Consider the following 26,951-nt stretch of genomic DNA (forward strand, 5'->3'; position numbering starts at 1 on the left):
GGGGGTCAGACGGCGGCGCGGGGGTCGGCGGCGCGGAAAACGGCGGCCCCCGGGTTCAGCGCGGCATACTCCAGCGGCGCGGACGGATCGACGGTGAGGGCGTACGGGGCCGGTTCCACGCCCGCCCGCACCAGCAGGTCGCCCACGGCGGCGATCATCGCGCCGTTGTCGGTGCACAGCGTCATCGGCGGGATCCGCAGGGCGATCCCCGCGGAGGCACAGCGCCGCTCGGCGAGGGCGCGTACGCGGGAGTTGGCGGCCACTCCGCCGACCAGCACCAGTGTGCCGACCCCGTACGCCGTACAGGCCGCGACGGCCTCGCGGGTCAGGACGTCGGCCACCGCCTCCTGGAGCGGGGCGGCGCCGTCGGCGACGGGGGGTTCCTGCCCGCGCAGCCGGTGGCCCTCGGCCCAGCGGGCGGCGGCCGTCTTGAGGCCCGGGAGGTGTGCCCGCCGGAGACGATCAGCACCACGCAGGGGTCGGGCAGCGGGCCGTGCTCCAGGGTGTCGGCGGCGACGTGCCCGGCCAGGTGGTGGACGCCGTACAGCGGCAGCCCGAGCGCGTAGGCGAGGGTCTTCGCCCCGGCAAGGCCGACCTGGAGCGCGCCGGAGAGCCCGGGTCCGGTGGTGACGGCGACCGCGTCGAGCTGCGTGGGCCGCAGGCCGGCCTGGTCGAGGGCCCGGCGGACCACCGGGTTGAAGGCGTGCAGGTGGGCGCGGGCCGCGATCTCGGGGACGACCCCGCCGAAGCGGGCGTGCTCTCCCCCAGCTACCGCTGGGAGGTGCCCCCAATGCTCGACGGACGACGTGCGTCAGGGGTTTCCCGTCGCGCACGATGCCCGCGCCCGTCTCGTCGCAGGACGACTCGATGCCCAGCACCACCGCAGACCCCACCGGACACACCCTCAGCCCTGATTGCAACCCTTATTGCGAAATATTCGCAATAAGGGTGCAAGGGCGACGGACCTGCTCACCCCTGCCCGCGCGGCACGACCGTGGCCAGGACCCCGGGCAGCGGATACCAGTCCGCGGAGGCGATCGAGGCGTGGCGCCCCGCCATCAGCGCGAGCCGGTCCAGCGCCTGGGCCTCGGTGGGGTGGACGCCGTCGATGGCGGGGGCCACGCTCTGGGCGTCGGTGGCGATCAACAGGTAGTGGTTGCGGTCGTACCAGCCGGTGTCGATGGAGCCGCCCGCGTACGCGCTCGCGTCCCCGTCGAACACCACGAACCACGGGCGCAGCGAGGCGTCGGCATAACGGGCCCGCGGGTCACCCGCCTCGGCGCGGTGCACGGCCGGGAAGGCCGCCGCGCTGCCCAGCCTGCCCGAGGCGGCGAGGGTGCGCAGGTGGGTGGCGTACTCCCGGTCGGTCCAGAGGGTGTCCGCGCCGTTGCCCTCCTCCACCGTGCCGGGGATCAGCTCGACGAGGAACTTCCCGGCCATGGCGGAGCGGCTCGGCCATGCCCCGGCGCGGGCCGCGGTGTCGAGGTCGGGGTAACCGGCCGCCAGTTGCCCCGGCCGGTAGACGGCGTCGCCGAGCTTGGAGGTGAGCAGCGCGTCGAGGTCGACCGGACCGCGCCCGAGGTTGGCGGCGAAGCCGTCCTTCAGCTCCAGCTTGAGCACGATCGGGCGGTGGCCGGGGTGCGCGTCGTGCCAACTGCGGATGTCGGACAGGCAGCCCGCGAGGTTCTGGTCGCGGGACTTGGTGCGCAGTTGGGCGGGGCCGCCGGCGTTCTCGCAGTTGCTGTTGTTGCCGAAGGGGTTGTCGTGCGAGACCCGCCAGGAGCTGCCGAAGAAGTTGGTCCACACGTCGAGTTCGAGCATCGCGGCGCCGGAGTCCAGCGCGTCCGCGAAGTACGGGTACTTGGCCTTCTCGTAGGCGTTGTGGACCCCGACGCCCGTGGTCGCGGCGTAGGAGGAGCCACCGCCCTCGGCCCCGGCCGGAGCCGCCGCCCCCAGGGCCAGGCCCAAGCCGAGTGCCGTCGCGACCAGCCCGGCCAAGGCCCTTCCCCTCCACCTGTCGCGCAGTCTCATCTTCTCGACTCCCCTCGGTCCACGGTCTCAAGTCGCCCGCAGGTTAGGGGAGTTCGGTGACGTAGGGAAGGACGCCGGATGTCGGGAGGGGCGCGGGGGCCCAGCGCCGGGGGGCCGGCCGCGCGTCCGGCTGTGAGGACCGACACACCGGATTGCGGAACCTCCGCCGGCCCCCGGCCGTCGGACGGGACGTCGGAGGATCGTCAGCGGCGGGAGCGCCACATGGTGGGCAAGGTGAGGGACGGCGTGGTACGGGTCTCCGTGCTGCTCGGAATCTGCCTCGCCCTGGTCGGCGGCGGCGCCCTGGCGTGGGGGCAACTGCGCGCGGTCGCCTCCCACCGCGCGGACGGCGATCCCGCGCGGGGCAGCTACCTCCAGGACCCGGAGCGCGCCGACCGTACGGCCGCGGACGTCCTCGACGGCATCGTGTCCGAGGGCGAGGACCGGCCGACCGACGCCCAGGCCTTCGCGGGGACGGAGTCGGGCTCCGACCCGTCCGGGTCACCGGAGCCGGAGCCGGTGCGGTGGGCGGACGGCGGCTGGCAGCCCTCCTCGCCGCTGCGCGCCCGGACGGCCGCCCCCGAGCCCACGATCGGGGCGCTGTTCTCGCCCGGCAACGACTGGGACTCCGACCACCACTGCTCCGCGAGCGTGGTGCACTCACCCGACGGCGACCTCATCGCCACCGCCGCGCACTGCGTGTACCAGGACGGCTTCCGCACCAATCTTGCCTTCGTCCCCGGCTACCGCGACGGCAAGGCACCGTACGGCGTGTGGGTGCCCAGCAGCATCGACGTGGACCCCCGCTGGACGCGGAGCACGGACCCGGACCACGACGTGGCCTTCCTGCGGCTGCGCCGCCCCGGGCATCCGGGCGAGCGGCTGGAGGACGTCACCGGCGCGCTGGCGATCCGTTTCCGACCCCGGCTGCCGCTGCCCGCCCGGTTGGTCGGCTACCCGAACGACACCGAGCAGCCTCTGGACTGCTACAACACCGCGCGCGCCGAGGGGCCCACCCAGCTGCGGCTGGACTGCGCGGACGTACCCAACGGCACCAGCGGCGGTCCGGTGCTGACCGACGGCCACACCCTGATCGGGGTCATCGGCGGCCGGGACGGCGGCGGGGACGAGACCACCTCGTACAGCAGTTGGTTCGACGACTCCGTCGAAGCCCTCTACACCCGGGCGACGGGCGGTCACTGACCCGCGCCGTCGGTCGCGACCGGCCGGGCGGAGCGGTGCGGCGGCGGCAGGCGGCTGGGTGGTTGTCCGTAGCGTCGTCGTCCATGCCGCAGAGTCTGCGTCGGGGCCCGGCGCCGCAGCAGGGCCCAACCGGGGCGCCCGGAGGCGTGCGGGGGCGGACGGATTCACGCGAGGGGCGCCCGGCGCGGCACCCGGTGCCACCCTGCTCCCGGGCCGGGACACACCGACCAGTAGGCTGCGGGTCCACCCGCTTCCCGTCCCCGTCCCCGTCCCCGTCCCCGAGGTTCCGCGCAGTGAGCTCCGCAGCACCCCCCACACCCGTGACGGTCGTCGGCCTCGGCGCCGACGGCTGGGCCGGGCTCACCGCCGCCGCGCGCTCCGCGCTGGCCACCGCCGAGGTACTGATCGGCGGGCCCCGCCAGTTGGACCTGCTGCCGGCCGGCGACTGCCCGGGCGAACGCGTCGCCTGGCCGAGCCCGCTGCGGCCGGCCGTGCCGAAGCTGATGGCCGAGCACTCCGGCCGCCGCGTCGCCGTGCTGGCCAGCGGTGACCCCATGTTCTACGGCATCGGCCGCGCCCTCGCGCAGGAGGTCGGCCCGCACGCCCTGCTGGTCCACCCGCACCCCTCGTCCGTGTCCTACGCGTGCGCCCGCCTGGGCTGGCCGGTGGAGGACACCGAGGTGATCACCGTCGTCGGCCGTCCGGTGGCCCGGGTCGCGGCCGCGCTGTACGAGGGGCGGCGGGTGCTGGTGTTGAGCGCCGGGGCGGCGTCCCCGGGCGAGATCGCCGCTCTGTTGCGGGAGCGGGGCTTCGGCCCCAGCCGGATGCGGGTGCTGGAACAGCTCGGGTCCGAGGACGAGAACGCGTACGAGGGCCACGCCGACGGCTGGGACCACGCGCCCGGCGACCCCCTGAACGTGGTCGCCGTGGACTGCCGGCGCGACCCGGGCGCCCCCGCGCCGCGACTCGGCGCCACCCCCGGCCTGCCCGACGGGGCGTACGAGCACGACGGCCAGCTCACCAAACGGCACGTCCGCGCCGCGACCCTGTGCGCGCTCGCCCCGGCCCCCGGCGAACTGCTGTGGGACATCGGCGGCGGCTCGGGTTCGATCGGCATCGAGTGGATGCGTACGCACCCCTCCTGCCGCGCCGTGACCGTGGAACGCGTCCCGGAGCGGGCCGAGCGGATCGCCCGGAACGCGGCGGCGCTCGGCGTGCCCGGCCTGCGCGTGGTCACCGGCGCCGCCCCGGCCGCGCTGATCGACCTGCCCGCGCCCGACGCGGTGTTCATCGGCGGCGGCCTGACCGCGCCCGGCCTGCTGGACGCGGCTTGGGCGGCGCTGGCGCCCGGCGGCCGGCTGGTGGTCAACACGGTCACCCTGGAGTCGGAGGCCGTACTCACCGACCGCTACCGCCGGCACGGCGGTGAACTGGTGAAGCTGGCCGTCGCGCACGCCGTGCCGGTCGGCGGCTTCACGGGCTGGCGGCAGGCGATGCCCGTCACCCAGTGGACCGTGACCAAGCCGTGGCCGGAGCCCGAACCGTCGGCGTCCGGATCAGCGACGCCCGCACCACCGGCGCCCGTACCACCGGTGACAGAGACGAAGGACCAGACATGACCGTGTACTTCATCGGAGCCGGCCCCGGCGCCGCCGACCTGATCACCGTGCGCGGTGCCCGGACCTTGGCGGCGGCCCCCGTCTGCCTGTACGCGGGCAGCCTGGTCCCGCGGGAGCTGTTGGCCGAATGCCCGCCGGACGCCCGGCTGGTGGACACCTCGCAGCTCAACCTGGACCAGATCGTGGCCGAGTTCGTCCGGGCGCACGCCGCCGGCCAGGACGTGGCGCGGCTGCACTCCGGCGACCCCTCCGTCTTCTCCGCCGTCGCCGAGCAGATGCGGCGTCTGGACGCGGCCGGCATCGCCTACGAAGTCGTCCCGGGCGTACCGGCGTTCGCGGCGGCCGCGGCCGCGCTCAAGCGGGAACTCACCGTCCCGACAGTCGGCCAGACCGTCATCCTCACCCGGATCGCGCAGCAGGCCACGCCGATGCCGCCCGGCGAGGACCTGGCCACGCTGGGCCGCAGTGGCGCGCTGCTGGTGCTGCACCTGGCCACCCGGTACGCCGAGCGGGTCGTCGCCGAACTGCTGCCGCACTACGGGGCCGACTGCCCGGCGGCGGTCGTCGCGATGGCCAGCCGCCCCGACGAGCTGATCCTGCGTGGCACCCTGGCCGACATCGCGGACCAGGTGAAGGCGGCGGGCCTGGTGCGTACGGCGGTGATCCTGGTCGGGCGCACCCTGGGCGCCGAGCAGTTCCGCGACAGCCACCTGTACTCCGCCGAGCGCGACCGGCATGCCTGCTGAGCCCTCCCCCGTGCGGCACGTCCTGATCCTGGGCGGCACGACGGAGGCCCGCCGGCTCGCGGAGGCCCTGGAGCCGGCCCCGTACCGGGTGACGACCTCACTGGCCGGCCGGGTCGGCGCGCCGGTGCTGCCGCCGGGCGAGACCCGGATCGGCGGCTTCGGCGGCGCCGCGGGACTGGCTTCCTGGATCACCGCCCACGGGGTCACCCACCTGGTTGACGCCACGCACCCCTTCGCGGAACGCATGAGCTTCAACGCGGCCGGGGCGGCGGCCCTTTCGGGGGTGCCGCTGCTGGCGCTGCGGCGCCCCGGCTGGGCGGCCGGCCCCGGTGACGACTGGCACTTCACGGAGTCCCTCGCCGGGGCGGCGGCGCTGGCGCCGGACCTCGGCTCGCGGATCTTCCTCAGCACCGGCCGGATGGGCCTGCACCACTTCGCGCACCTCACCGACCCGTGGTTCCTGGTGCGTTCGGTGGACACACCGGCCCCGCCGGCTCCCCCGCGCCTCGAAGTGCTGTTGGCCCGGGGCCCGTTCACGCTGCACGACGAGCGTGAGCTACTGGCCCGGCACCGGATCGAGGTCCTGGTGACCAAGGACAGCGGCGGCGGCGCCACCGCCCCGAAGCTCAGCGCGGCCCGGGAGGCCGGTATCCCCGTGGTGGTGGTCCGCAGGCCCCCGGTACCGACGGGCGTGGCGGAGACCGGTTCGACCGCGGCGGTGCTGCGCTGGCTGTCCGGCGAGCGGCCCCACCGGCCGACCGGTGAGGCTCCTCCCGCGACGGCGTGAGGGCCGGGACACCCGTCCCGGCCCTCAGCACCTCACCCGATCACGACCACCACGCGGTCACGGTCACCATGGCCGCCAGGGGTCACGGTCACGGGTAGCGGCGCGGGGTCCACGTCACGCGGCTGCCGTCGGCCCGCTCCGCGACCTGGGTCTGCGACGACCCGATCAGCAGGATGGTCCGCATGTCCACTTCCTCCGGTACCAGTTCACCCAGGGTGACGATCCGGACGGACTGCTCGGGGCCGCCCACGTCGCGCGCGACGACCACCGGGGTCTGCGGCGAGCGCAGTTCGAGCAGCAGCTCGCGGGCCTGCGCCACCTGCCAGGTCCGGCTGCGCGACCCAGGGTTGTACAGGGCGAGTACGAGATCGGCCTGCGCGGCGGACCGCAGCCGCTCCGCGATGACCTCCCAGGGCTTGAGCCGGTCGGAGAGGGAGATCGTGGCGTAGTCGTGGCCCAGCGGGGCGCCCGCCGCCGCGGCGGCCGCGTTGGCCGCGGTCACCCCCGGCAGGACCCGTACGGGCACGTCCTTGTACTCCGCCTGTCCCGCGACCTCCAGGACCGCCGTGGCCATGGCGAAGACACCGGGGTCACCGCCGGAGACCACGGCCACCCGCTTCCCGCGTCGGGCGAGGTCGAGGGCGAACTCGGCGCGCTCGGACTCCACCTTGTTGTCGGAGCCGTGCCGGATCTGGCCCGGCTTCACCGGAACCCGGTCCAGGTACGTCGTGTACCCGACGAGCACCTCGGCGTCCGCGAGCGCCCGCCGGGTCTGCGGGGTCAGCCACAGCGGCCCGGCCGGTCCGGTCCCGACGACCACGACCTCGCCCGGCCCCGAGGGCACGCTGCCCGGGTTGCCGACGCGGCTGGGCACGACGGCGACGGCGAAGTACGGCACGCTGTCGGGGTCGGTGTCGGCGAGGACACCGGTCCGCTCCCCCGCCATCGTCGCGCGCTCGACGTAGCGCGCCTCGGCGAGCCGGCCGCTGTTCTCCATGGCCCGCCGCACGGCGGGGAAGGTACGCCCGAGCTTCATGACGACGGCCGAGTCGGTGGCGGCGAGCCGGGCGGTCAGCTCCTCCTCCGGCAGGGTGCCGGGCAGGATGGTCAGCACCTCCTCGCCCTCCACCAGCGGGGTGCCGAGCCGCGCGGCGGCGGCGCTCACCGAGGTCACCCCGGGGACGACCTCGGCCTCGTAGCGGTCGGCGAGCCGCTTGTGCATGTGCATGTAGGAGCCGTAGAAGAGCGGGTCGCCCTCCGCGAGGACGGCGACGGTCCGGCCGGCGTCCAGGTGCGCCGCGAGGCGGGCCGCGGAGAGCTCGTAGAACTCCTCCATGGCGCCCTGGTAGCCGCCGGGGTGGTCGGTGGTCTCGGTGGTGACCGGGTAGACCAGCGGCTCCTCGATGTGGTCGGCGCGCAGGTGCTTCGCGGCGATCGAGCGGGCGATGGACCTGCCGTGCCGGGCGGAGTGGTACGCGACGACGTCGGCCTCCCCGATCACCTCGACGGCCCGTAGCGTCATCAGGGAGGGGTCGCCGGGGCCGAGCCCCACGCCGTAGAGCCGGCCCTTGGCCGTGGTGTCGCCGCTCGCCTCGATGGTGCTCATTCTTCCTCGCTCGCGATCGCGTTGACGGCGGCGGCCGCGATCGCGCTGCCGCCGCGCCGGCCGCGCACGATCAAGTGGTCCAGCCCGGACGGGTGTTCGGCGAGCGCGTCCTTCGACTCGGCGGCGCCGATGAAGCCGACCGGGACGCCGATGACGGCGGCGGGGCGCGGCGCGCCCTCCTCGATCATCTCCAGCAGCCGGAACAACGCGGTGGGCGCGTTGCCGACGGCGATTACCGATCCCTCCAACAGGCCCCGGTCACGCCAGACTTCGAGTGCGGCGGCGCTGCGGGTGGTGCCCATTTTCGCGGCGAGTGCCGGCACGGCCGGGTCGGAGAGGGTGCAGACGACCTCGTTGCCGGCGGGCAGCCGCTTGCGGGTGACGCCGCTGGCCACCATCTGTACGTCGCACAGGATCGGCGCGCCGGCGTTCAGGGCCGCCCGCGCCCGCAGCACGACGTCGGGCGTGTATCCCAGGTCCTGGGGCAGGTCGGTCATCCCGCAGGCGTGGATCATGCGCACCGCGACCTGGGCGACGGAGGCGGGCAGCCCGGAGAGGTCCGCCTCGGCGCGGATCGTGGCAAAGGACTGGCGGTAGATCGCCGCGCCGTCCTTCTCGTACTCGAACACTGTGTACTCGCTCATTTCTTCGCTGCGTCGTGGGAGGTGGTGCGGCGTGCGTCCCTGAGGGCCGCGGCAAGGTCGGAGGGGTGTACGCCGGGGCGCGGGGCGCGGCCGGGGGCGCGGAGGTCGTAGCCGCCGGGGGTGGCGAGGACGTCCACCCAGGCGGTCCCGCGCGGGTGTCCGCAGCGCCGTTCGCATCCCGACCAGTGGACGGGCAGCGGCCCGGCCGCCAGGGCGGTGACGGTGCGCGCGTCGGCCCGCACATCGCGGTGGGAGCGGGCGCATCCGGGTTGTCCGGTACAGGCGGTGACGGACCGCCGGGGGTCGGCGGGGGTGGTGATAAGCCCGGCGTCGGCGAGGGCGGCGAGGGCGTCCGGCGCGGCGGTGGCGATGAGTCCGGGGACGACGACGCCGCGCCACGGGGTCAGGCGCAGCCGCCCGGTCAGACCGGCCAGGAGGTTCCATTGGGCGGTGGTGAGGCGACCCAGGGGCGCGAGCACGGAGAGCGCGACGGGCTGCCCGGGCCCTTCGACGAGGCCGGGTTCGGGCGCGGGGCCGGAGGGCGCGGCGGTGTCGGGCACCACGGTCGAACGGATGGCGGCATCGGCCAACCGGCTCGCCAACTCCCGCGGATCGAGCCGGTGTTCGGCGGGCAACTCGGCAACGCGCCAGGCCCGCGTACCGGCTCGCCGGGCGGTGTCGAGAAAGTACCGGGCGGCGACGAGGGCGGCGAGGGGCGCGTCGGTGGCGGCCACGAGGAGCCCCTCGCCCGCGCCGGCCGTCGTGAGCAGGGCATGCTCGGGGCCCCGCGCGAGCAGATTGACGTCGGCGTCGAGGGAACTCACGTCGCCGCGTCCGTCGTCGAGGGCGAACAGGAAGCGCCCGGACAGGGCGGCCGTCTCCTCGCTCGCGCAGAGCAGCCGGTCCAGTTCCGCGACCCAGGGCGCCACGTCGGGCAGCCCGCTGCGGTCGAGGCCGGTCAGCGGCGAGGCGACGATGTTGCGGACCCGCTCGTGGGAGGGGGCGGGCAGCAGCCCGGCGTCGGCCAGGACGCGGGCGAGCTCACCGCCGCAGGCCGCCCCGAGTCCGCGCAGTTGTGCGTTGCCGCGCGAGGTGAGGTCGATGTGCCCGTCGCCGAGCCGGTCCGCCGCGTCGGCGAGCATCCCGGCCGCGCGCGCCCCGAGCATCCCGCCGGGTATCCGGACCCGGGCGAGGTACCCGTCGTCCGCCTGGTGCAACCGCAGCGCGCCGGGGCAGGCGTCACCTCGGTCCCGTATGACGGGTTCGTCCCGCGATGCGGCGGAAGGTGGCTGGGGCATGGCCGCGAGCATACCCACGTTTCCCCACCCCCGACCTGTGTCCACCGCCACCCCGACCTTCTCCGTCCGCACCCCGGAACCCCGCCGCCCAATCCAGCCCCGCCGCACACACAAGCCCCGTCGGCGATCGAGGCGCGGGGCCCGGGGGCGGAGCCCCGAATCCAGCCCCGCCGGCGATCGAGGCGCGGGGGCCCGGGGGCGGAGCCCCCGCAACGGACCCGCACCCGACCAACGCGCCGCAGGCACCCCGCACCCGCCACCCGCGCCGCCGGCCCCCCGCACCCACCACCGCCCCCGGCCACCTAAGATGACCCCGGCGGACCACACGGCCCGTCATCGCCGAGGACGGCGACATGGGAGGAAGCCCGGTGCGATTCCGGCGCGGTCCCGCCACTGTGAACCCCGCGGAGCGATCGGCCGGGTGAGTCAGGAACTCCCGCCGTCCTCACTGCCCGGGGCGCGGAAACCCCGAGGAAGGCCTGCCGCCGCATGATCCTGCTGCTGTCGACGTCCGACACCGATCTGCTCAGCGCTCGCGCCGCCGCCAACGGCCCCGTCCCGTACCGGTTCGCGAACCCCTCCCGCCTTCCCCTGGACGATCTGCCCGCCCTCCTCGACGGGGTCGAGCTGGTCGTCGTACGCCTCCTCGGCGGTCTGCGCGCCTGGCAGGACGGCCTCGACCTGCTCCTGGCTCCCGGCCAGCACCGCCCGGTCGTGGTCCTGACCGGTGAACAGGCCCCCGACGCGCAGTTGATGGAGGCCTCGACCGTCCCCATCGGCATCGCCGCCGAGGCGCACGGCTACCTCGCCCACGGCGGTCCCGCCAACCTGGACCAGTTGGCCCGCTTCCTCTCCGACACCGTGCTGCTGACCGGCCACGGTTTCGAACCCCCGGCCGCCTCCCCCACGTGGGGCGCGCTGGAGCGCACCCCGGCCCGTACCACCGGCCCGCGTATCGCCGTGCTGTACTACCGCGCGCACCAGATGAGCGGCAACACCGCCTTCGTGCACGCCCTGTGCGAGGCCATCGAGGACCAGGGCGCACAGGCCGTCCCGCTGTACGTGTCCTCCCTGCGCACGCCCGAGGCGGAGCTGCTCTCCGCGCTGGAGTCGGCGGACGCGATCGTGACGACCGTCCTCGCGGCGGGCGGCACCCGCCCCGCGACCGCCTCGGCGGGCGGTGACGACGAGTCCTGGGACGCCGGCGCGCTGGCCGCGCTCGGCGTGCCGATCCTCCAGGCACTGTGCCTTACCGGCTCCCGCAGCGCCTGGGAGGAGAACGACGAGGGCCTGTCCCCGCTGGACGCCGCCACCCAGGTCGCCGTCCCGGAGTTCGACGGCCGTCTGATCACCGTCCCGTTCTCCTTCAAGGAGCTGGACGAGGACGGCCTGCCCGCCTACGTCGCCGACCCCGAACGGGCCTCCCGTGTCGCCGGCATCGCCGTCCGCCACGCCCGCCTGCGCCACATCGAGCGCCGCGACAAGAGGGTGGCGCTGGTCCTCTCCGCGTACCCGACCAAGCACTCGCGCATCGGCAACGCGGTCGGCCTGGACACCCCGGCCAGCGCCGTGGAGTTGCTGCGCACCCTCATCGCAGGCGGCTACGACTTCGGTCCCGCCGACGAGATCCCCGGGCTGATCTCCGGCGACGGCGACGAGCTGATCCGCGCCCTGATCGAGGCCGGCGGCCACGACCAGGACTGGCTCACCGAGGAGCAACTGGCCCGCAACCCCGTCCGCATCCCCGCCGCCGACTACAAGCGCTGGTTCGCCGAGCTCCCGGCCGAGCTGCGCGAGAGCGTCGAGGAACACTGGGGCGAGGCGCCCGGAAACATGTTCGTGGACCGCTCCGCGAACCCCGAGGGTGACATCGTCCTGGCTGCCCTGCGCCGCGGGAACCTCCTCATCCTGATCCAGCCGCCGCGCGGCTTCGGCGAGAACCCGATCGCGATCTACCACGACCCGGACCTGCCGCCCTCGCACCACTACCTGGCCGCGTACCGCTGGATCCAGGCCCACGCGGAGGACGGCGGTTTCGGCGCGGACGCGATGATCCACCTGGGCAAGCACGGCAACCTGGAGTGGCTGCCGGGCAAGAACGCCGGCCTGTCGGCGGCCTGCGCACCGGACGCCGCCCTCGGCGACCTCCCTCTGATCTACCCCTTCCTCGTCAACGACCCGGGCGAGGGCACGCAGGCCAAGCGCCGCGTGCACGCCACCTTGGTCGACCACCTGGTGCCCCCGATGGCGCGCGCGGAGTCGTACGGCGACATCGCCCGCCTCGAACAGCACCTGGACGAGTACGCGCAGATCAGCGCCATGGACCCGGCGAAGCTCCCCGCCATCCGCGCGCAGATCTGGACCTTGATCCAGGCGGCGAAGCTCGATCACGACCTGGGCCTCGAAGAGCGTCCCGACGACGAGGGCTTCGACGACTTCCTGCTCCATGTCGACGGCTGGCTGTGCGAGGTCAAGGACGCCCAGATCCGCGACGGCCTGCACGTCCTCGGCGGCGCCCCGTCCGGTGCGGCCCGCGTCAACCTGGTGCTTGCGATCCTGCGCGCCCGCCAGATCTGGGGCGGTACGACGGCCTTGCCGGGCCTGCGCGAGGCCCTCGGCCTGGACGAGTCCGCGCCGACCCGCACCTCGGCGGACGCGGTGGAGGAGACGGCCCGCGCTCTGGTGCAGGCGATGGAGGACGCGGAGTGGGACCCGTCGGCGGTGGCTTCGGTCGCCGCGCCGTACTCCGCGGAGGTCGCGGCGGTCCTCGACTTCGCGGCGCGCGAGGTGGTCCCCCGCCTCGCCGGCACGACGGACGAGATCGCCCACGTCGTCGCGGCCCTGGACGGCCGCTTCATCCCGGCCGGCCCCTCCGGCTCCCCGCTCCGCGGCCTGGTCAACGTCCTCCCCACGGGCCGTAACTTCTACTCGGTCGACCCGAAGGCCGTCCCGTCCCGCCTCGCCTGGGAGACGGGCCAGGCGCTGGCGGACTCGCTCCTGACCCGCTACCGCACGGACAACGGCGAGTGGCCCGCGTCGGTGGGCCTGTCCCTGTGGGGTACGAGCGCGATGCGCACCTCGGGCGACGACGTGGCGGAAGCCCTCTCCCTCCTCGGTATCCGCCCGGTCTGGGACGAGGCTTCGCGCCGCGTCACGGGCATCGAGCCCATCCCGCTCGCGGAGCTGGGCCGTCCCCGCATCGACGTGACGCTCCGCATCTCGGGCTTCTTCCGCGACGCGTTCCCGCACGTCATCGCCCTCCTGGACGACGCGGTCCGGCTGGCCGCCTCCCTGGACGAGCCCGCGTCGCAGAACTACATCCGCGCGCACGCCCAGGCGGACCTGGCCGACCACGGTGACGAGCGCCGCGCGACGACCCGCATCTTCGGCTCGCGCCCGGGCACGTACGGCGCCGGCATCCTCCAGCTGATCGACTCCCGCGACTGGCGCACGGACGCCGACCTCGCGGAGGTCTACACGGTCTGGGGCGGCTACGCGTACGGCCGCGGCCTGGAGGGCCGCCCGGCCCGCGCCGAGATGGAAACGGCCTACAAGCGGATCACCGTCGCCGCGAAGAACACGGACACGCGCGAGCACGACATCGCCGACTCGGACGACTACTTCCAGTACCACGGCGGCATGGTCGCCACGGTCCGCGCCCTGCGCGGCACGGCCCCCGAGGCGTACATCGGCGACTCCACCCGCCCGGAGACGGTCAAGACCCGCACCCTGGTCGAGGAAACCTCGCGCGTCTTCCGCGCCCGCGTCGTCAACCCCAAGTGGATCGAGGCGATGCGCCGCCACGGCTACAAGGGCGCGTTCGAACTCGCGGCGACGGTGGACTATCTCTTCGGTTACGACGCCACCACCGGCGTGATCGCCGACTGGATGTACGACAAGCTGACGGAAACCTACGTCCTGGACCCGGAGAACCGCGCCTTCCTCGAACAGGCCAACCCCTGGGCCCTCCACGGCATCGCGGAGCGCCTCCTCGAAGCCGAATCCCGCGGCATGTGGGAAAAGCCGGACCCCCAGATCCTCGAATCCCTCCGCGAGGTCTACCTCACCACGGAGGGCAACCTCGAGGCAGACTCCGAATAACCCCCGCTCACAGGATCCCCAGGACGCCGGATCACCTGGTTGACGTAGTCAGCACGCGCAAAGCTCATGCAGGCGCTCGGCCGGCCTTTCCAGCCGAGCGTTTTGCGTGGGCTCCGTTGCATTCTGCCAAGGCGGCGTCGAAGTGGTTACGCATGCGAATTGGGAGGTCGGCCCGACCGAGCAGGCCCTTAACGTCTCAATAAAACCTGCGCTGCAAGTGTCGGTTTGGATCCCAGTAGCAGATCACAATCGCTCCTGGCGACAGTGGGAGCGATGTCAGGCCGCCTCAGCACCCTGAGGTGATTCCCTGCGCCGGGATGGTCTTTCACAGCGCAAGGCCCCACCGGAGTACACTCCAATGGGGCCTTGACCATTCACGAACGGCAATTTGGATCTCACAGCGTGCAAGACAACGCTACATTACACGGAATCCCTGCATTCAACTGTGCGCAACCCGAAGCGCTCCAGAAACGGCACTAGACGCTCCACGTACCAACCGATGTCACAGAATCTGGATGACTCCGAAAGGCTCTTTCGGTTGATGCTCGCGACGAACGACACCACCGTTCGACCGGGATGGAAGAGGAGATCGCCACCCCGGTGTGAGTCGCAAAGGGTCATCGAGATACCAACGGTAGCACCACTCCACCGGGAAGCATCCATATCCGAAGCCAGTCCGGCAGTAGTGGGCGTAGAGATTTCCCGCCAGTCGAACATGCCATCCTCATCGAAGAGAACGGAAGTGACGCCATTCTTTACGAACGAGGAACCACTTTCCTCGATTGCCCGCAAGACGTCTGAAACGCTGACCGGACAATCGAAGGTGAAGTCAATATCCGTGAACGCCCCCACTTAAATCCGACTCCAATTCACCCCATTGACCTTGGGATTATTTCCCACGGAATACCCTTCTTGTCGAGCCAGTTAGTAAATTCGCTCGGAATCGGATTTTCGGAGATTACCCGGTAGTCGATTCCCTTTTTTTGCGCGATGCCGAGCTTCTGCCCCTCCGTAGAGAAGAATTTACTTAGGCGTGTGGGATTTTTTAGCGTGCTCTCCCAGAACTGGCCGGACTTCGCCTCGTACCATGTCCCGCGACCAGTCGCCGAATCCACGAATGCTCCGTCGAACTCACGGCCCATTTCGGTGAAGCTTCCACCACCGCCAAGGGTGTTTACAAGATGCTCCTCGTAAGAACGGCCGATCTTCTCTGCAATTCTGCCGCCGCTCTCGCCACTTACAGGACAGTTGTGAACCAGGACCGGAGTAGCGCCCGCCAGCACATAGTACGTGTGGAGGTCGGCGACCGTGAGGTTGTGCGTGGTGACCGCGTATGGGTAGCTGCGGACCGCAGCGATGTTGAGGACGGCGCCGTCGGGCTGGCGGAGCTTTTCGCCCGGCTTGAGTTCGCCCGCGTCCACCCACTGGTGGCGGGATTCGCTCCAGTAGGGGTGGTGGTAGGTGGAGGTAATCTTCGCCGGCGGGCCGCGGGGAGCAGCGTCGTCGGTCAGGGTGAGATCGGTGAAGTCCTTGTCGTCGGGCGTGGTGATGGTCGTGACGACGGTCTTGGCAGCGGTTTCACCCGTCTGCGGGTCGGTCGCCATGACACGGTCGCCGTCATGGACGTCGCCGATCGACTTGGTGGAGCCATCCGCCATCAGTACCTGGACGTCGGCGGGGAAGCTGTTGCACGTGACTCCGGCCTCGGATTCGGCAGAGCCGCTGCTCCTGTTGGCGGATTCCGCCTCACTCGCCGCGGCGTCGGCCTCGCCCCTTGAGGCTTTCGCCTCGGTGCCGGCGGCATCGCTGGCCGATTCCTTGGCTGCCGCCCCTTCACCCGATTTGGCCGCCTTCGCTGCTGCGGCAGCCGCCTCCTCCTCCGCCTTTTTGGCCTTGGAGAACGCTTGCATCGCCTTGGCTGCTCTGCCCTCGGCAACGTGGATGGCCTCGTATGCCTTGTTCATCTCCTTGTAGATCTTGTAGGCCTTGATGCCTATCTTGACCGCTTTGAAGATCTTGCCCCACGGGACCGAGTTGAGGGCCGTATTGATGCAGGCCATCACGTCGCCCTTGGTGAAGCAGTCCCGAGCGTCGTTGAAACCGATCAGGTCTAGCACCACGTCGATGATTGCGTGCTGCAGCTCATCGCGGTGCTTCTTGGCCCTGACCACCTCACCGTTGGCGTTGTCGAGGTCAGTTGAGCTGCCGGCCTTTCCACCATCATCACCATCATCACCACCACCGCTACCCGTGTCATCGGGGCCCGGTGAGGTCATGTAAGCGACCTGGTCCTCATGCGTTCGCATGCGACCACTGGGATCCGCCGAGTTGATCGGGTCGTTATTCGAGTAGCCGTACGCGTTCCACTGCTGTGGATCGCCCGCGTCGATGAGCGGGTCCGGGCTGATGAAGCGGGCCGTCGTCGGGTCGTATTCGCGGGCTCCCAGGAGGGTGAGGCCGGTGGCCTTCTCCTTCGTGCCGCCGACGAAGCCCTTGTCGCCCGCCCAGGCGCCGGCGGCCGGCTGGGTGCCGCGGTCGTTGCCGAACGGGTCCGTCGGGCGGCGGACCTGGGACAGGTCCGAGGCGTTGAACTGCACGCCGTTGGTGCCGTGGTGGTCCGACGCCTGGTAGGCGAGGGTGGACGTGCCGCCCGTCGTGGTGCGGGTGACCGCCATGCCGCCCGGCGCGCCGTAGGTACGGACGTCGGAGACCTTGCCCGTCGCCGTGTCCACGGTGATCTGGTCGGCGCCAAGGTTCAGCGTGGTGCTGGTCGGGTCGCGGCGGATGAGCTGGTTGCCGCCGGTGTCGTACACGTAGCTGGTGCCGGCGCTCTGACCGGTACCGGTGATCTTGTCGAGCTTGCCCTGATCGTTCCACGTCAGGGTCTTGGTCCCCGGAGTGCTGGTGATCGAGGCGGTGTTGCCGGAGGCGTCGTAGGTGTACGAGGTCACCTTCGTGCCGGCCGTGCTGGTCTCCGTGGAGGTCATCAGCGCGTGCGGGCCACCCGTGCCGCCGCCCGTCTTCGGGTCGGTGGAGGGGGTGTTCGGGCCGGTGCCGAAGGTCTGGGTGACCGTCGTGTCCTTGGCCGCGCTGCCGGTGACGTCCTTCTTGACCAGCTTCGTGCGGTTGCCGAGCTTGTCGTACTCGTACTGCTGCCAGTACGGGGCCGGGCCGCCCACGCTCGGCTTGCCCGCGCCGTCCACCGCCGGCCCGCCGCTGTTGGCGCAGCCACCGATGCCACGAACGCTCGGCTGGGGAGCCGTGCTGGTCGTGCCGGTGTCGGTCCAGGCCTGCGTCATCCGGCCCAGGTAGTCGTACGTGAAGCACTGCAGGTCGCGGGTCGCCCCGTCCTGCGTGTTTCCGACCGACGTGAGCTTGCCCGCCTGGTTGTAGGTGTAGTCGATGACGTCGACGCTCGCTGTGGCCGCCGTCTGCTTGTCCAGCGTCGAGCGCACCGGACGCCCGGTGGCTAGGTCGTAGTCGAGCGTCGAGACGATCTGCTTGCCGGTCTTGCCGACCGTCCCGCGGATGGGCCGGCCGAAGGCGTCGTAGCGCACGTCGACGACGTACGGCGTCAGGGTGGTCCCGATCATGCCGTCCAAGGCGAGCAGGTTGCCCGCGTTGTCGACGTTGAAGGTGAGCGTCTCCGCCTTCAGACCGGCTTCGGGAACGGCCGGCAGGGTGGTCGTCTCCAGCTGACCGTAGGGGCTGTAGGTGTTGGTGGTTTCGTAGACGCCCTGAAGCTTGTTCTCGCCCGCCGGGATCGTGATGCGGCTGCCGAGCGGACGGTAGCCGCCGTCGTAGCCGGTGACCTCCGAACGGTAGGCGCTGCCCGCCGCTCCGCCGACGTACCGCGTGGTGCTGTCGGGCTTGCCGAGCACCTTGGTGTCGTAGGCGAAGGCGCCGACCTGCTTGGCGGGATCGACGGCCGTGCCCTCGTACGTGGCGGTCGTGCGGCCGAGGAGGTCACTGACGGTCGTGGCGCTCTTGCCGCGGGCGTCGGTGGCCGTGACGAGGTTCTTGGCGTCGTCGTAGCTGGTCGTGCTCGTGCCCGCGTCCGGGTCGGTGGTCTTCACCGTGCGGCCGAGCAGGTCGTACGTGAACGTCCACTGGTTGCCCGCGGCGTCCTTGCGCGACAGCTCCTGCCCCTGGGTGTTGCTCACGTACGTGGTTTCGTCGTACGCGCCCGTCGGGGTGTTGCTCTTGTACTGGCGCAGGACCGAGGTCAGGCCATTGGTGATGGTCGCCGTGGCGAAGCCGCCGGCCGGCGGGATCGAGCGGACCTCGTCGGCGCCCGGGTACTCCGTCTTCGAGCGCCACTGCTCGACGCCGAAGGACTGGAACACCGAGGCGGTCTGGCGGCCGAGGCCGTCCAGGATCGAGACCGTCTGTGCCGGGATCTTGCTGTCCGGGTTGACACCACCGTTGGGCAGGAAGAGGGCGCCCGACGGGTCCTTCTCGTCGTTGTAGTAGGGCGCGCTGGTCTTGACCTGGTGGCCCTGGGAGTCGAAGAGCGCGTCCGTGACGAGGCGGCCCGTGACGCCGGAGCCCGGGGTGGCCTGCGTCTGGCGGACCCGGCCCAGGCCGTCGTAGATGGTGTAGCTGGAGGTGTAGGTCTGGCCGTCCTTCATGAGCGCCTGGCTCAGGACGGTGGACGGCGCGTTGGTGCCGTTCATCGCGTACGAGAACTTGCGGACCGGGAGGAAGGAGTTCGCCCGCTCCTGGCCCGGCTGCCAGATGGCGAGGACGCGACCGAAGGCGTCGTAGTCGCGCTCGGCGACGTGCCCGTTCTCGTCCTTCGTGATCAACGGCAGCGAGCGGCCGATGTCCAGGGTGTTCGAGGCCTTCCAACCCAGCGGGTTGGTGTGGACGACCTCGGAGGGCAGCACGCCGGTGGCCGGCTTGTACTCGGTCGAGGTGACCGCGCCGTTGGGATGCGCGGCGTCCTTGCGGACCTTGTTGGTGTTGCTGGTGACACGGCCGTACGCGTCGTACGTGGAGGTGGAGTTGAGGCGGTACACCGGCTTCCCGGCGCCGTCGTACGTCTCCAGGACCTCGGTGCCGGTCTGGTCGGCGGTCGCGGCGGACTGGCCCAGGGGCAGGCCGTCGAAGTAGGCGCGCGTGTCGCCGACCGTGTTCGCGGCCGTCGGCGTCTGGCCGCAGGCGGCCGAGAGGACGAGCGTCCGCGAGGCGATCTGGGTCAGCGCGCCGCCCGGACCCGTCGCGTACTCGAAGGTGGTGCAGAGGCGCTCGGTCGGACGGGAGATGTCGCTCACGTCATCGACCTGGAGCGGACGCGAGAACAGGGTGGTGTCGTAGGTGGAGGTGCGCTGGCTGGTGCGCCAGGTGCCGTTCGCCAGCTTGGCCCGCGAGGTGACCTTGGCCGTGTTCATCGCCCGGGCCGTGATGGCCGGCATGCCGCCGGACTGCGCGCGCGTCGCGGTGACGGCGCCGATCCACGGGTCGGAGACCTCGTCGCCGACGACGGTTCCGCCGTCGCCTTCGTAGGTCTCGGTCTGGCGGACGAAGCCCGACAGGACGTCCTCGTCCTTGATCGTGCCGCCCTGCGCGTCCCCGATCGTGACGCTGCGCTTGGTGCCGTTGGCGAGGACGTCGCCGTCCATGCCCCGCAGGTACGTCGTCACGCTCTTGCTGCGCGGGGCCTCGAAGCTGTTCCCGTTGCCCGTCCGGGTGGTGACCGTCGCGAAGCCGCGGAACTGGTCCCACGTACGGGTCTTCGGGTCGGCGGACTCGGAGTCGTTTCGGTGCCAGGCGATGCCACCGCCGTACTCGTAGTCGGTCACCGAGGTGACCTGGCCGGCGACCATGTCCTGCTGGGTGACCGACTGGATCACGATCTTGTTGAACCAGTCGTTGACGGGGTCCGGGTAGGACTGGCCCGGCAGGTACCACTTGACCGGCATGCAGGCCATGGTGTTGCCGTCCTCGGAGGACGGCATGGTGCCCTTGAGCCGCGAGCACTCGGGGGCCTTGTAGACCACGTTGATGCGGCCACCGGTCTCGGTGGTGATGGTCTGGATGCGCGGGCGGTTGTACGGCGGCGCCGAAGCGTCCGTACCGTCCGGCCGCTTGACGACGCCGTCGACGCGGTTGGCTATCTGGAGCGGCTGGAAGGACACCGCGGGCAGCGTGATGGCCGTCTTGCCGTTGGATCCGGTGCGCTGGATCGAGTCGAGCCACAGGGTCGGCGCGGTGCCGTCACCCGGGTCCTGGAACGACTGGTTGAAGGCGAAGGAGTCGACCTTGCGCCAGGCAGTGCCGGTCCACACCTCGGTGTAGATCTGGGTGAACTTCTTCGTCGTGAAGTACGTCGGAGAGAGGTTTACGCACTGCCCGGTGGCGGGGCATTCCTGGTCGACGGGGGTGTCGGGCCAGGACTTGGCGTTCGCCTTGGTGCGCTGGGCGGGATCGGTGCAGGTGACCGTCCCGATGACGACGCAGCGCTCGGCGTTCTTTATGACGATCTGCGCGGCCGGCTTGGCCGCGCCCTTCGCCGCGATCTGGTCGGGCAGGCGCTGGCCGTAGCCGATCCAGGTCGGGTAGGAGGCGCGCTGGTAGAGGGTGGAGGTGCCGGTGCCGTTGTTCTGGCCGCCGCCACGTCCGTAGTAGTTGTTCTCCTGCTCGTAGCGGTAGGAGATCAGGTTCTGGTGCGGGTCCACGACGTAGTCGAGGTTCCACTGCCAGCCCATCTGCACGAACGAGCCGTTGGCGGGGGTCTGGGCGCCCAGGCACTTGTCCTGACCGCTGTTGAAGTACACCGGGACGGTGGAGACGGACTTCGCCTCCGGGTCGGTGCCGTCACCGCCGGGCAGCCGGTTGGAGCCGAAGTAGTACTGGGTGCCGTCGGTGGTGGTGACCTTGAAGCCCTCACCCTTCCAGGCGGTGTTGCGCTGGCCCGTCAGGCGCTCGATCTTCGTGCCGTCCTCGCCCTGGAGGCGGTAGACGCAGGTGGTGTCGTCACGGACGATCTGGCCCGCGTGGCCCGCCAGGGACAGGGACAGGATGTCGCCGGCCCAGCACTCGTCGCCCGAGTCCTTGATCCCGGCGTCCTTGCAGCCCTTGTAGGAGCGGGAGATGGAACCGGGGTTCCACTCCCAGCCCTCGCCGAAGCCGCTCGCCTGCGCGTTGGTCGACGCGGTGCGGCCGTCGATCGAGGAGGAGTCGTATCCCAGCGACACGTCGGGCGCCGCGCCCGCGATCGAGGACGGCACCTCGACGGTGTAGCCGTAGGTGAAGTTCGCGGCGTTGGATCCGGCCTGCCAGGAGGCCGACGGCAGCAGCGGGGTCGCGGAGAAATCACCGCTCGCGCCGGCCGGGCCCGGTTCCACGGCCAGGGCCACGCCCTGGGCGGCCAGCATCTGCGGCGCGGCGGCCGGGGCGGAGTTCGGCTCGGACTGCGTCTTCAGCAGGGCCGAGCTCCCGGTGGCGGGCGTGGTCGCGGCGCTCTTGGGCGCCTCGACCTCCGCGACGAGTCGTCCGGAAGCGTCCCGGTGGGAGGCGACGGGTGTACGGGACGTACAGCCGGCGGCGCCCGGGGTGATCAGGGCGCAGGCGGGCAGTTGCACCAACCGGGCCCGGTCGGCCCAGTTGGCACCCGCCGTCTTGGCCCAGGCCTGCACATCGAAGCCGACCTGGACCTTGCCGGAGGTGGCGGCGCCGGACGGCTCGGTGAGGGCGACGAGGGCGCCGTTCACGCCGGCGGCCCGCGCCTTGGCCTCGTCCTTCACCTCGACCTTGAGCGTTCCGCTCGCACCGCCGGAAGCGTCGGGCGCGCCCTGCGAGGTACTCGCGGAGGGCTTCGCCGCCGCCTTGCCCGGCGCCAGCCAGACGGGCAGGGCGCCCGCCTGAACTGAGGGAACGCCGGGTGTACCGGCGACAGTTCCTCGTCCAGCCAGACCAACCACGGCTGCGCCGGCGGGTGTTTTGGCCTTGGCGTCCGGAACCCATTTACGGCCGTTGTCGGTCCGCTTGGCCGGTGGCTTCGCGTCCGCGCCCTTGACCGGTTTGGCATTGGGCAAGGGAGTTTTTGGTGGCACCCACACCTTTGGCGGCTTGTCAGCCGCCTCGGCCAGGGGCAGCCCCAGGCCGGATACGAGCACCGCGAGCACCGAGACGACCGCGACACGCGACCGTCCCGCGCGCGAGCGCTCAAAGAAAGCACGCCGACGAGACAAGCGATTCCCCCCACAGGACCATAAAAGAGATGTTTCCCCCGGGCCTGGACAGCCCAGATCGAACGCACCCTATGGAATGCGCGTTCGACACGCACAGGGATTCCTTAAAAGATGCCTACATGATCCATATCACCCGCGGGACAAGCCGGCGTTTCCCGTCGCCAAGCGGACAACAAGGCCGGATTCCGCTTTGACAAAATTGCAGACGTGAAGACAGGGTGCGGCTGACTTCTGTCCGTCTCACAGCTCAGGGGGGCCGTCTCACGTGAGGCAGTCATACTTTCGTTCAGGAACGCCGAGACCGGGGGGCCTCAGACGACGCGTTCCCGGCGGCTCGGCGCTTCCGATTGCCGGGGCCGCGTTGCTGTCTCTCGGCGCGGGTCTGCTCATAGGGCCGCCCGCCCAAGCCGCCATGCCCGGTGACACCACCCGTGCTCACGGTCCCGCCGACACCAACTGGCCCGCGCCCAAGGGCAAGCCCGCTACGAATGCCGAGGCGCAGGCCGTAGAGGGCGCGCGGGCCCAGGCGAAGCAGACCGGCAAGGCGGTGTCCATCGGGCACCTCACCACCGGCAACTCCCAGACCTTCGCCAATCCCAACGGCACGCTCACCACCGACTCCACTCCGGTACCGGAGCGGGTCAAGCGGTCGGACGGTACCTGGCAGGCGCTCGACGCCACCTTGCGGGCGAACCCGGACGGAACCGTCTCTCCCGCTGCCGCGGCGTCGCGGTTGGCCTTCTCCGGCGGCGGCAACGGCCCCATGGCGACGATGACCGCCACCGACGGCAAGAAGCTGTCCCTCAAGGCGCCCTTCGCGCTCCCCAAGCCCATCCTCAACGGGCCTGACGCGCTCTACCCGGGCGTGCTCCCCGACGTCGACCTCGAACTGACCGCCACCCCGGTCGGCGGCTGGCGTCAGGTGCTGATCGTCCGCACCCCCGAGGCCGCGGCCGACCCCGCGGTGAAGAGGATCCAGCTCGCCGTCGAAGCCGACGGCCTCACGGTGAGCGCGGACGGCGCCGGCAACCTCAAGGCCACGGACGAGCAGGGCAAGACCCGCTTCTCCGCCCCCACCCCGCTCCTGTGGGACTCCGCCGCCACCGCGGCGAGCAGCCCCGCCGCGGCTCAGGCGCCGATCGCCAAGTCCGGTGCCCGCAGCCTTCAGGCAGCCCCGACCGCGGACCAGCCGACCACCGGGCAGCCCGGCGCCGGACAGTCCGGCGCCGAACGGCCGGCCGTCTCCAGCGCGGACGGCCCCGGCCAGGGCGCGGCTGTCGCTCCGATCGCCACGTCGACCGACTCCAAGACCATCCAACTCGTCCCGGACGCCACCGTCCTGGGCAGGGGAACCGGCCCCTGGTACATCGATCCGGGCTGGAACCCGGACGTCGACAACGGAACCCAGGCGTGGTCTCAGGTTCAGGAGGCCTACCCCGACACCAACGAGTACAACGCCACCGCCGACGGCAAGGACACACCCGCCACCGGCTACTGCGGTTACTCGACCTGCACGCGCAAGGGCCGCGAGCGCGCCTACTTCCAAGTCGGGGTCAACCCGGTCCTGCAAGGCGCCGTCGTTCTCGACGCCCGCCTGTACGCGACCGTAGTCTCCTCCTCCAGCCCCAGTACCCCCACCCCCATGGGGCTGTACCTGACCGGGTACATCTCCAACCCCACCATGTGGACCCGGCAGCCCTGCGGCACCGGTTCGACCATGCAGGGCTGCGCCAAGATCGGCTCCGTCACCATGTCGGGGTCCGGTGAGATCTCCTTCGACGTCAAGTCGCAGATGCAGACCGCAGCGCGGGACAAGTGGCCCACCTTCTCGTTCGGCCTGGCGCCCGACGACGAGAACAACATGTACTACCGGCAGCGCTTCGCCAACACCCCGCACGTCAAGGTCACGTACGACATCCAGCCCACCGTCTGGTGGCCCCGCAGCCGCCCCACTCCCGGCTTCGCCGACACCGCCTCCTACGCGGACTGCCGCACGGCCGGCACGGCCAACCCCTGGGACAACCCGGGCTGGATCGGTGCGAACAACAACATCACCCTGACCACCTCCACCTACTCGGCCACCGGCCGCCAGCTCCAGACCACGTTCCAGTTCTGGGACGACGACAACGCCGGCAAGACCGTGTACGCGACCACCGGGTGGAACGGCAGCTACGGAGAGGCCACCGTCGACATCGGTCGGCTGACCGAGGGCCACCAGTACGGTTGGACGGCACGCACGACCGACGAAACGCTCACCAGTGCCGAGACCGAGTGGTGCTACTTCCGCGTCGACCGCACCGCGCCGACCGCCTCGGTCAGCTCCACCGACTTCCCCGAGTCCGGCACCATCGGCGCCCACCCCAAGCTCGCCGGCCAGGAGGGCACCTTCACCCTCACCGGCGCCGACCCGGTCCCGGCCGCCGGCGGCCGTACCTCCGGCCTCGCCTGCGCGCGCTGGACCACCGACCCGATCAAGGCCGCGGCCACCAACTGGAAGTGCACCGACACCGACCCGGGCGTCACCAAGCTGACCGGCGGCAAGGCCGCTATCAAGATCACCCCGTCCCGCTGGGGCACCAACTTCGTGTACCTGCAGACGCAGGACGTCGCGGGCAACCTGTCCCAACCCGTCGCGTACAGCTATTACGCGCCGTCCGACCCCAGCAGCGCGGCGCCCCTCTTCGGCGACGTCGACGGGGACAAGAAGGCCGATGTCCTGCTGCCCGACACGGCGGGCAACCTCCGCCAGATCGGCGGCGGCACCGACCCGGCAGCGGCTCCCAACGCCCGGATCCGTCCGGCCCCCGGCGGCAACGGCTGGAACGGCATCCAGATCGCCCACCGCGGCAGCCTGGGCTTCAAGGACATCGACGACCTGATCGCCCATCAGCCGGGCAACACCAGCCTGCACCTCTACACGAACAACGGCATCGGGGGTCAGTTCGACACCCAGGCCCCGACCACCGTCGTCAAGCCCGCCGGCTGCGCCAACCCGGCCGGTACGGTCATCGACTGCGCGGCGAACGGGTACGGCGCCAACTGGGCCAACGTCACACAGATCGCGGCCTTCGGGTCCCCTGCCGGCGATACCCTGGACGGCGACGGAGCGCTGCCCCGCACCTCCCTGCTGTTCATCGAGAACGGGCGCCTGTGGCTGGCTACCGCCGGCTCCACCAACCAACTGGCGGCGAAGGCCGTCCTGCTCTCCGCCAACGACCAGCGCTGGGACGGCTACGAGCTGATCGCCCCGGGCCGGGCGCAGGGCACCGCTTTCCCGACCCTGTGGGCGCGCGCCAAGTCCGACGGCAGTCTGCACGCCTTCTCGGTCAAGGGCACGGCGGACAACCCGGACCTGACCGGCTTCACCGACCCGGCAGCGGGTGTGCTGACCGGCAACGTCGACCCGACTGCCTACCCCCGAGTCGGCTCGAACGGTGACCTGAACGGCGACGGACTGCCCGACCTGTGGGCCGTCGACGCCAAGCAGCAACTCGTCGCCTTCAACGGCGTGGGCACGACCGGTACGAACCCGACCGTCACGGGCCTCGACACGGCGACCATCACCCTGGGCAACCTCAACATGCCCAAGGCCCAGTGGAAGCTGACCGGCCAGACCGGCACGACCACCCCCAGCTCGGTCGGCACCTACCCCGCGACCACGTCCGGGGTCACCTTCCCCTCGGAGAAGATCGGCGACCGCACCTCCGCGTACGCCGCGTTCGGCGGCGCCGGCTCGGCCATCACGACGACCGGGCCGGTGGTCGACACCCGCAAGAGCTTCACCATCAGCACCTGGGCCAAGCCGGGCGCGCAGGGCGGGCTCATCGCCGGCCAGGACGGTACGAAGAACAGCGCCTTCGTCCTCTACGCGGATCCGGCCGACGGCAACTGGCGCTTCGGCCTCGCCACAGCCGATGACGGAAGCTGGCCGTACGACAGGTCCGACGCCCTCAACACGACGGCCCGGTACACCCCGGGTACCTGGCAGCGTCTGACCGCCGTCTACAACGCCGAGACGGGCTCGATGAGCCTCTACGTCAACGGCACCCTCGCGGCCTCCGGCAACCACCTGGCTTCGACCAGCCCGGCGGCAGCCGGCCCGCTGGTGATGGGTCGGTATCAGGTCGCCGGCAAGCCGGACTTCTTCGGTGGTTTCACCGGCGGAGTCAGCAACCTGGCCGTCTATCCGTACGCGGCGCCTCCCGCCGCCCCGGGCAGCACCACCAAGATCTCGTACACCCTGACCGGCACCAGTTGCGCAGACCTGGCCTCGGACGGCGCGAAGATCCAGATCTGGGACTGCAACGAGATCAGCGGCGGCCTTGCCCAGAAGTTCGACGTCCGGACCGACGGAACCATCCGCATCCAGGGCAAGTGCCTCGACGCCAAGGACGCCGGAACCGCATCGGGGACGCTGGTCCAGGCCGTGACCTGCCACGACCACCCGGCGCAGCAGTTCCTGCCGCGAGCCGACGGCAGCATCTACAACCCCGTGTCAGGCCGTTGCGTCGACCTGAACCAGGGTGCCACCGCCAACGGGGGCCAGCTCCAGCTCTGGGACTGCAACCAGAGCAACGCCCAGCGCTGGACCCTCCCCGCCCTGGGCACCGCCCCGCTGCCGGTGCCCAGCACCGCGTAGCGCACGAGCGCGTCCCGCGCACACCGAGGAGGCCGTCTCCCCTGCCCGGGGAGGCGGTCTCCCGCGTTTCCCGCCCTTCCAT

General features: G+C 71.4%; 11 protein-coding genes, 1 pseudogene and 1 riboswitch. Of the genes and pseudogenes, 6 read left to right on the forward strand and 6 right to left on the reverse strand.

Annotated elements, in window-relative coordinates; all coding sequences use genetic code 11:
- Positions 1-5 precede the first annotated feature (5 nt).
- Together ABZ934_RS03960 and ABZ934_RS03965 are read right to left on the reverse strand one after the other, a co-directional pair.
- A pseudogene (locus ABZ934_RS03960) lies at positions 6-893 on the reverse strand (tRNA (adenosine(37)-N6)-threonylcarbamoyltransferase complex transferase subunit TsaD).
- Between the two features lie 76 nt (positions 894-969).
- Positions 970-2,031 (reverse strand): phosphatidylinositol-specific phospholipase C domain-containing protein, encoded by a 1,062-nt coding sequence (locus tag ABZ934_RS03965; RefSeq protein WP_361308188.1) that lies wholly within the window; start codon positions 2,029-2,031, stop codon positions 970-972.
- Positions 2,032-2,253: 222 nt separating this feature from the next.
- On the opposite strand from ABZ934_RS03965, the gene ABZ934_RS03970 reads away from it, so the two are divergent.
- From ABZ934_RS03970 to ABZ934_RS03985, 4 genes are all read left to right on the forward strand, one after another.
- Positions 2,254-3,234 (forward strand): trypsin-like peptidase domain-containing protein, encoded by a 981-nt coding sequence (locus tag ABZ934_RS03970; protein ID WP_361308190.1) that lies wholly within the window; start codon positions 2,254-2,256, stop codon positions 3,232-3,234.
- Positions 3,235-3,527: 293 nt separating this feature from the next.
- The gene (cbiE, locus tag ABZ934_RS03975) at positions 3,528-4,853 is read left to right on the forward strand and encodes a precorrin-6y C5,15-methyltransferase (decarboxylating) subunit CbiE (protein ID WP_361308192.1); all 1,326 of its coding nucleotides are present in this window, start codon (positions 3,528-3,530) and stop codon (positions 4,851-4,853) included.
- The gene (gene cobM / locus ABZ934_RS03980; RefSeq protein WP_361308194.1) at positions 4,850-5,599 is read left to right on the forward strand and encodes a precorrin-4 C(11)-methyltransferase; all 750 of its coding nucleotides are present in this window, start codon (positions 4,850-4,852) and stop codon (positions 5,597-5,599) included. The genes cbiE and cobM overlap by 4 nt, the downstream gene beginning before the upstream one ends.
- Positions 5,589-6,386, forward strand: a complete 798-nt coding sequence (locus ABZ934_RS03985; protein ID WP_361308196.1) for a cobalt-precorrin-6A reductase — start codon at positions 5,589-5,591, stop codon at positions 6,384-6,386. Before cobM ends, ABZ934_RS03985 begins: the two co-directional genes overlap by 11 nt.
- 88 nt (positions 6,387-6,474) lie before the next feature.
- On the opposite strand, the gene ABZ934_RS03990 is transcribed toward ABZ934_RS03985, so the two are convergent.
- From ABZ934_RS03990 to cobG, 3 genes are read right to left on the reverse strand one after another with little or no spacing between them, the layout of a single operon-like run.
- Complete coding sequence (locus tag ABZ934_RS03990; RefSeq protein ID WP_361308198.1) at positions 6,475-7,992, reverse strand: precorrin-2 C(20)-methyltransferase; 1,518 nt, start codon at positions 7,990-7,992, stop codon at positions 6,475-6,477.
- The gene (locus tag ABZ934_RS03995) at positions 7,989-8,636 is read right to left on the reverse strand and encodes a precorrin-8X methylmutase (RefSeq protein WP_361308200.1); all 648 of its coding nucleotides are present in this window, start codon (positions 8,634-8,636) and stop codon (positions 7,989-7,991) included. Before ABZ934_RS03995 ends, ABZ934_RS03990 begins: the two co-directional genes overlap by 4 nt.
- Positions 8,633-9,934, reverse strand: a complete 1,302-nt coding sequence (cobG, locus tag ABZ934_RS04000; RefSeq protein WP_361308202.1) for a precorrin-3B synthase — start codon at positions 9,932-9,934, stop codon at positions 8,633-8,635. The genes ABZ934_RS03995 and cobG overlap by 4 nt, the downstream gene beginning before the upstream one ends.
- 325 nt (positions 9,935-10,259) lie before the next feature.
- Positions 10,260-10,377: riboswitch (cobalamin riboswitch) on the forward strand.
- 46 nt (positions 10,378-10,423) lie between these two features.
- Here cobG and cobN point away from each other — a divergent pair.
- Positions 10,424-14,035: a cobaltochelatase subunit CobN gene (gene cobN / locus ABZ934_RS04005; protein WP_361308204.1), complete on the forward strand. Its 3,612-nt coding sequence runs from the start codon at positions 10,424-10,426 to the stop codon at positions 14,033-14,035.
- A gap of 869 nt (positions 14,036-14,904) precedes the next feature.
- Here cobN and ABZ934_RS04010 read toward each other — a convergent pair.
- Positions 14,905-22,074, reverse strand: coding sequence for a polymorphic toxin-type HINT domain-containing protein (locus ABZ934_RS04010; RefSeq protein ID WP_361308206.1), 7,170 nt, complete (start codon positions 22,072-22,074; stop codon positions 14,905-14,907).
- Between the two features lie 517 nt (positions 22,075-22,591).
- Between ABZ934_RS04010 and ABZ934_RS04015 the strand changes: the two genes are divergently transcribed.
- A complete protein-coding gene (locus tag ABZ934_RS04015) occupies positions 22,592-26,869 on the forward strand; it encodes a ricin-type beta-trefoil lectin domain protein (RefSeq protein ID WP_361308208.1) in 4,278 nt (1,425 codons plus the stop codon).
- Positions 26,870-26,951 lie beyond the last annotated feature (82 nt).

Origin of the sequence: Streptomyces sp. NPDC046557 (assembly GCF_040645975.1) — a bacterium.
GTDB lineage: Bacteria > Actinomycetota > Actinomycetes > Streptomycetales > Streptomycetaceae > Streptomyces.

What these genes read in the sequence shown, in the direction of transcription:
- ABZ934_RS03965 (WP_361308188.1), bottom strand. Translation starts at nt 2,031, where the DNA reads ATGAGACTGCGCGACAGGTGGAGGGGAAGGGCCTTGGCCGGGCTGGTC.
- ABZ934_RS03970 (WP_361308190.1), top strand. Translation starts at nt 2,254, where the DNA reads ATGGTGGGCAAGGTGAGGGACGGCGTGGTACGGGTCTCCGTGCTGCTC.
- cobM (WP_361308194.1), top strand. Translation starts at nt 4,850, where the DNA reads ATGACCGTGTACTTCATCGGAGCCGGCCCCGGCGCCGCCGACCTGATC.
- ABZ934_RS03985 (WP_361308196.1), top strand. Translation starts at nt 5,589, where the DNA reads ATGCCTGCTGAGCCCTCCCCCGTGCGGCACGTCCTGATCCTGGGCGGC.
- ABZ934_RS03990 (WP_361308198.1), bottom strand. Translation starts at nt 7,992, where the DNA reads ATGAGCACCATCGAGGCGAGCGGCGACACCACGGCCAAGGGCCGGCTC.
- ABZ934_RS03995 (WP_361308200.1), bottom strand. Translation starts at nt 8,636, where the DNA reads ATGAGCGAGTACACAGTGTTCGAGTACGAGAAGGACGGCGCGGCGATC.
- cobG (WP_361308202.1), bottom strand. Translation starts at nt 9,934, where the DNA reads ATGCCCCAGCCACCTTCCGCCGCATCGCGGGACGAACCCGTCATACGG.
- cobN (WP_361308204.1), top strand. Translation starts at nt 10,424, where the DNA reads ATGATCCTGCTGCTGTCGACGTCCGACACCGATCTGCTCAGCGCTCGC.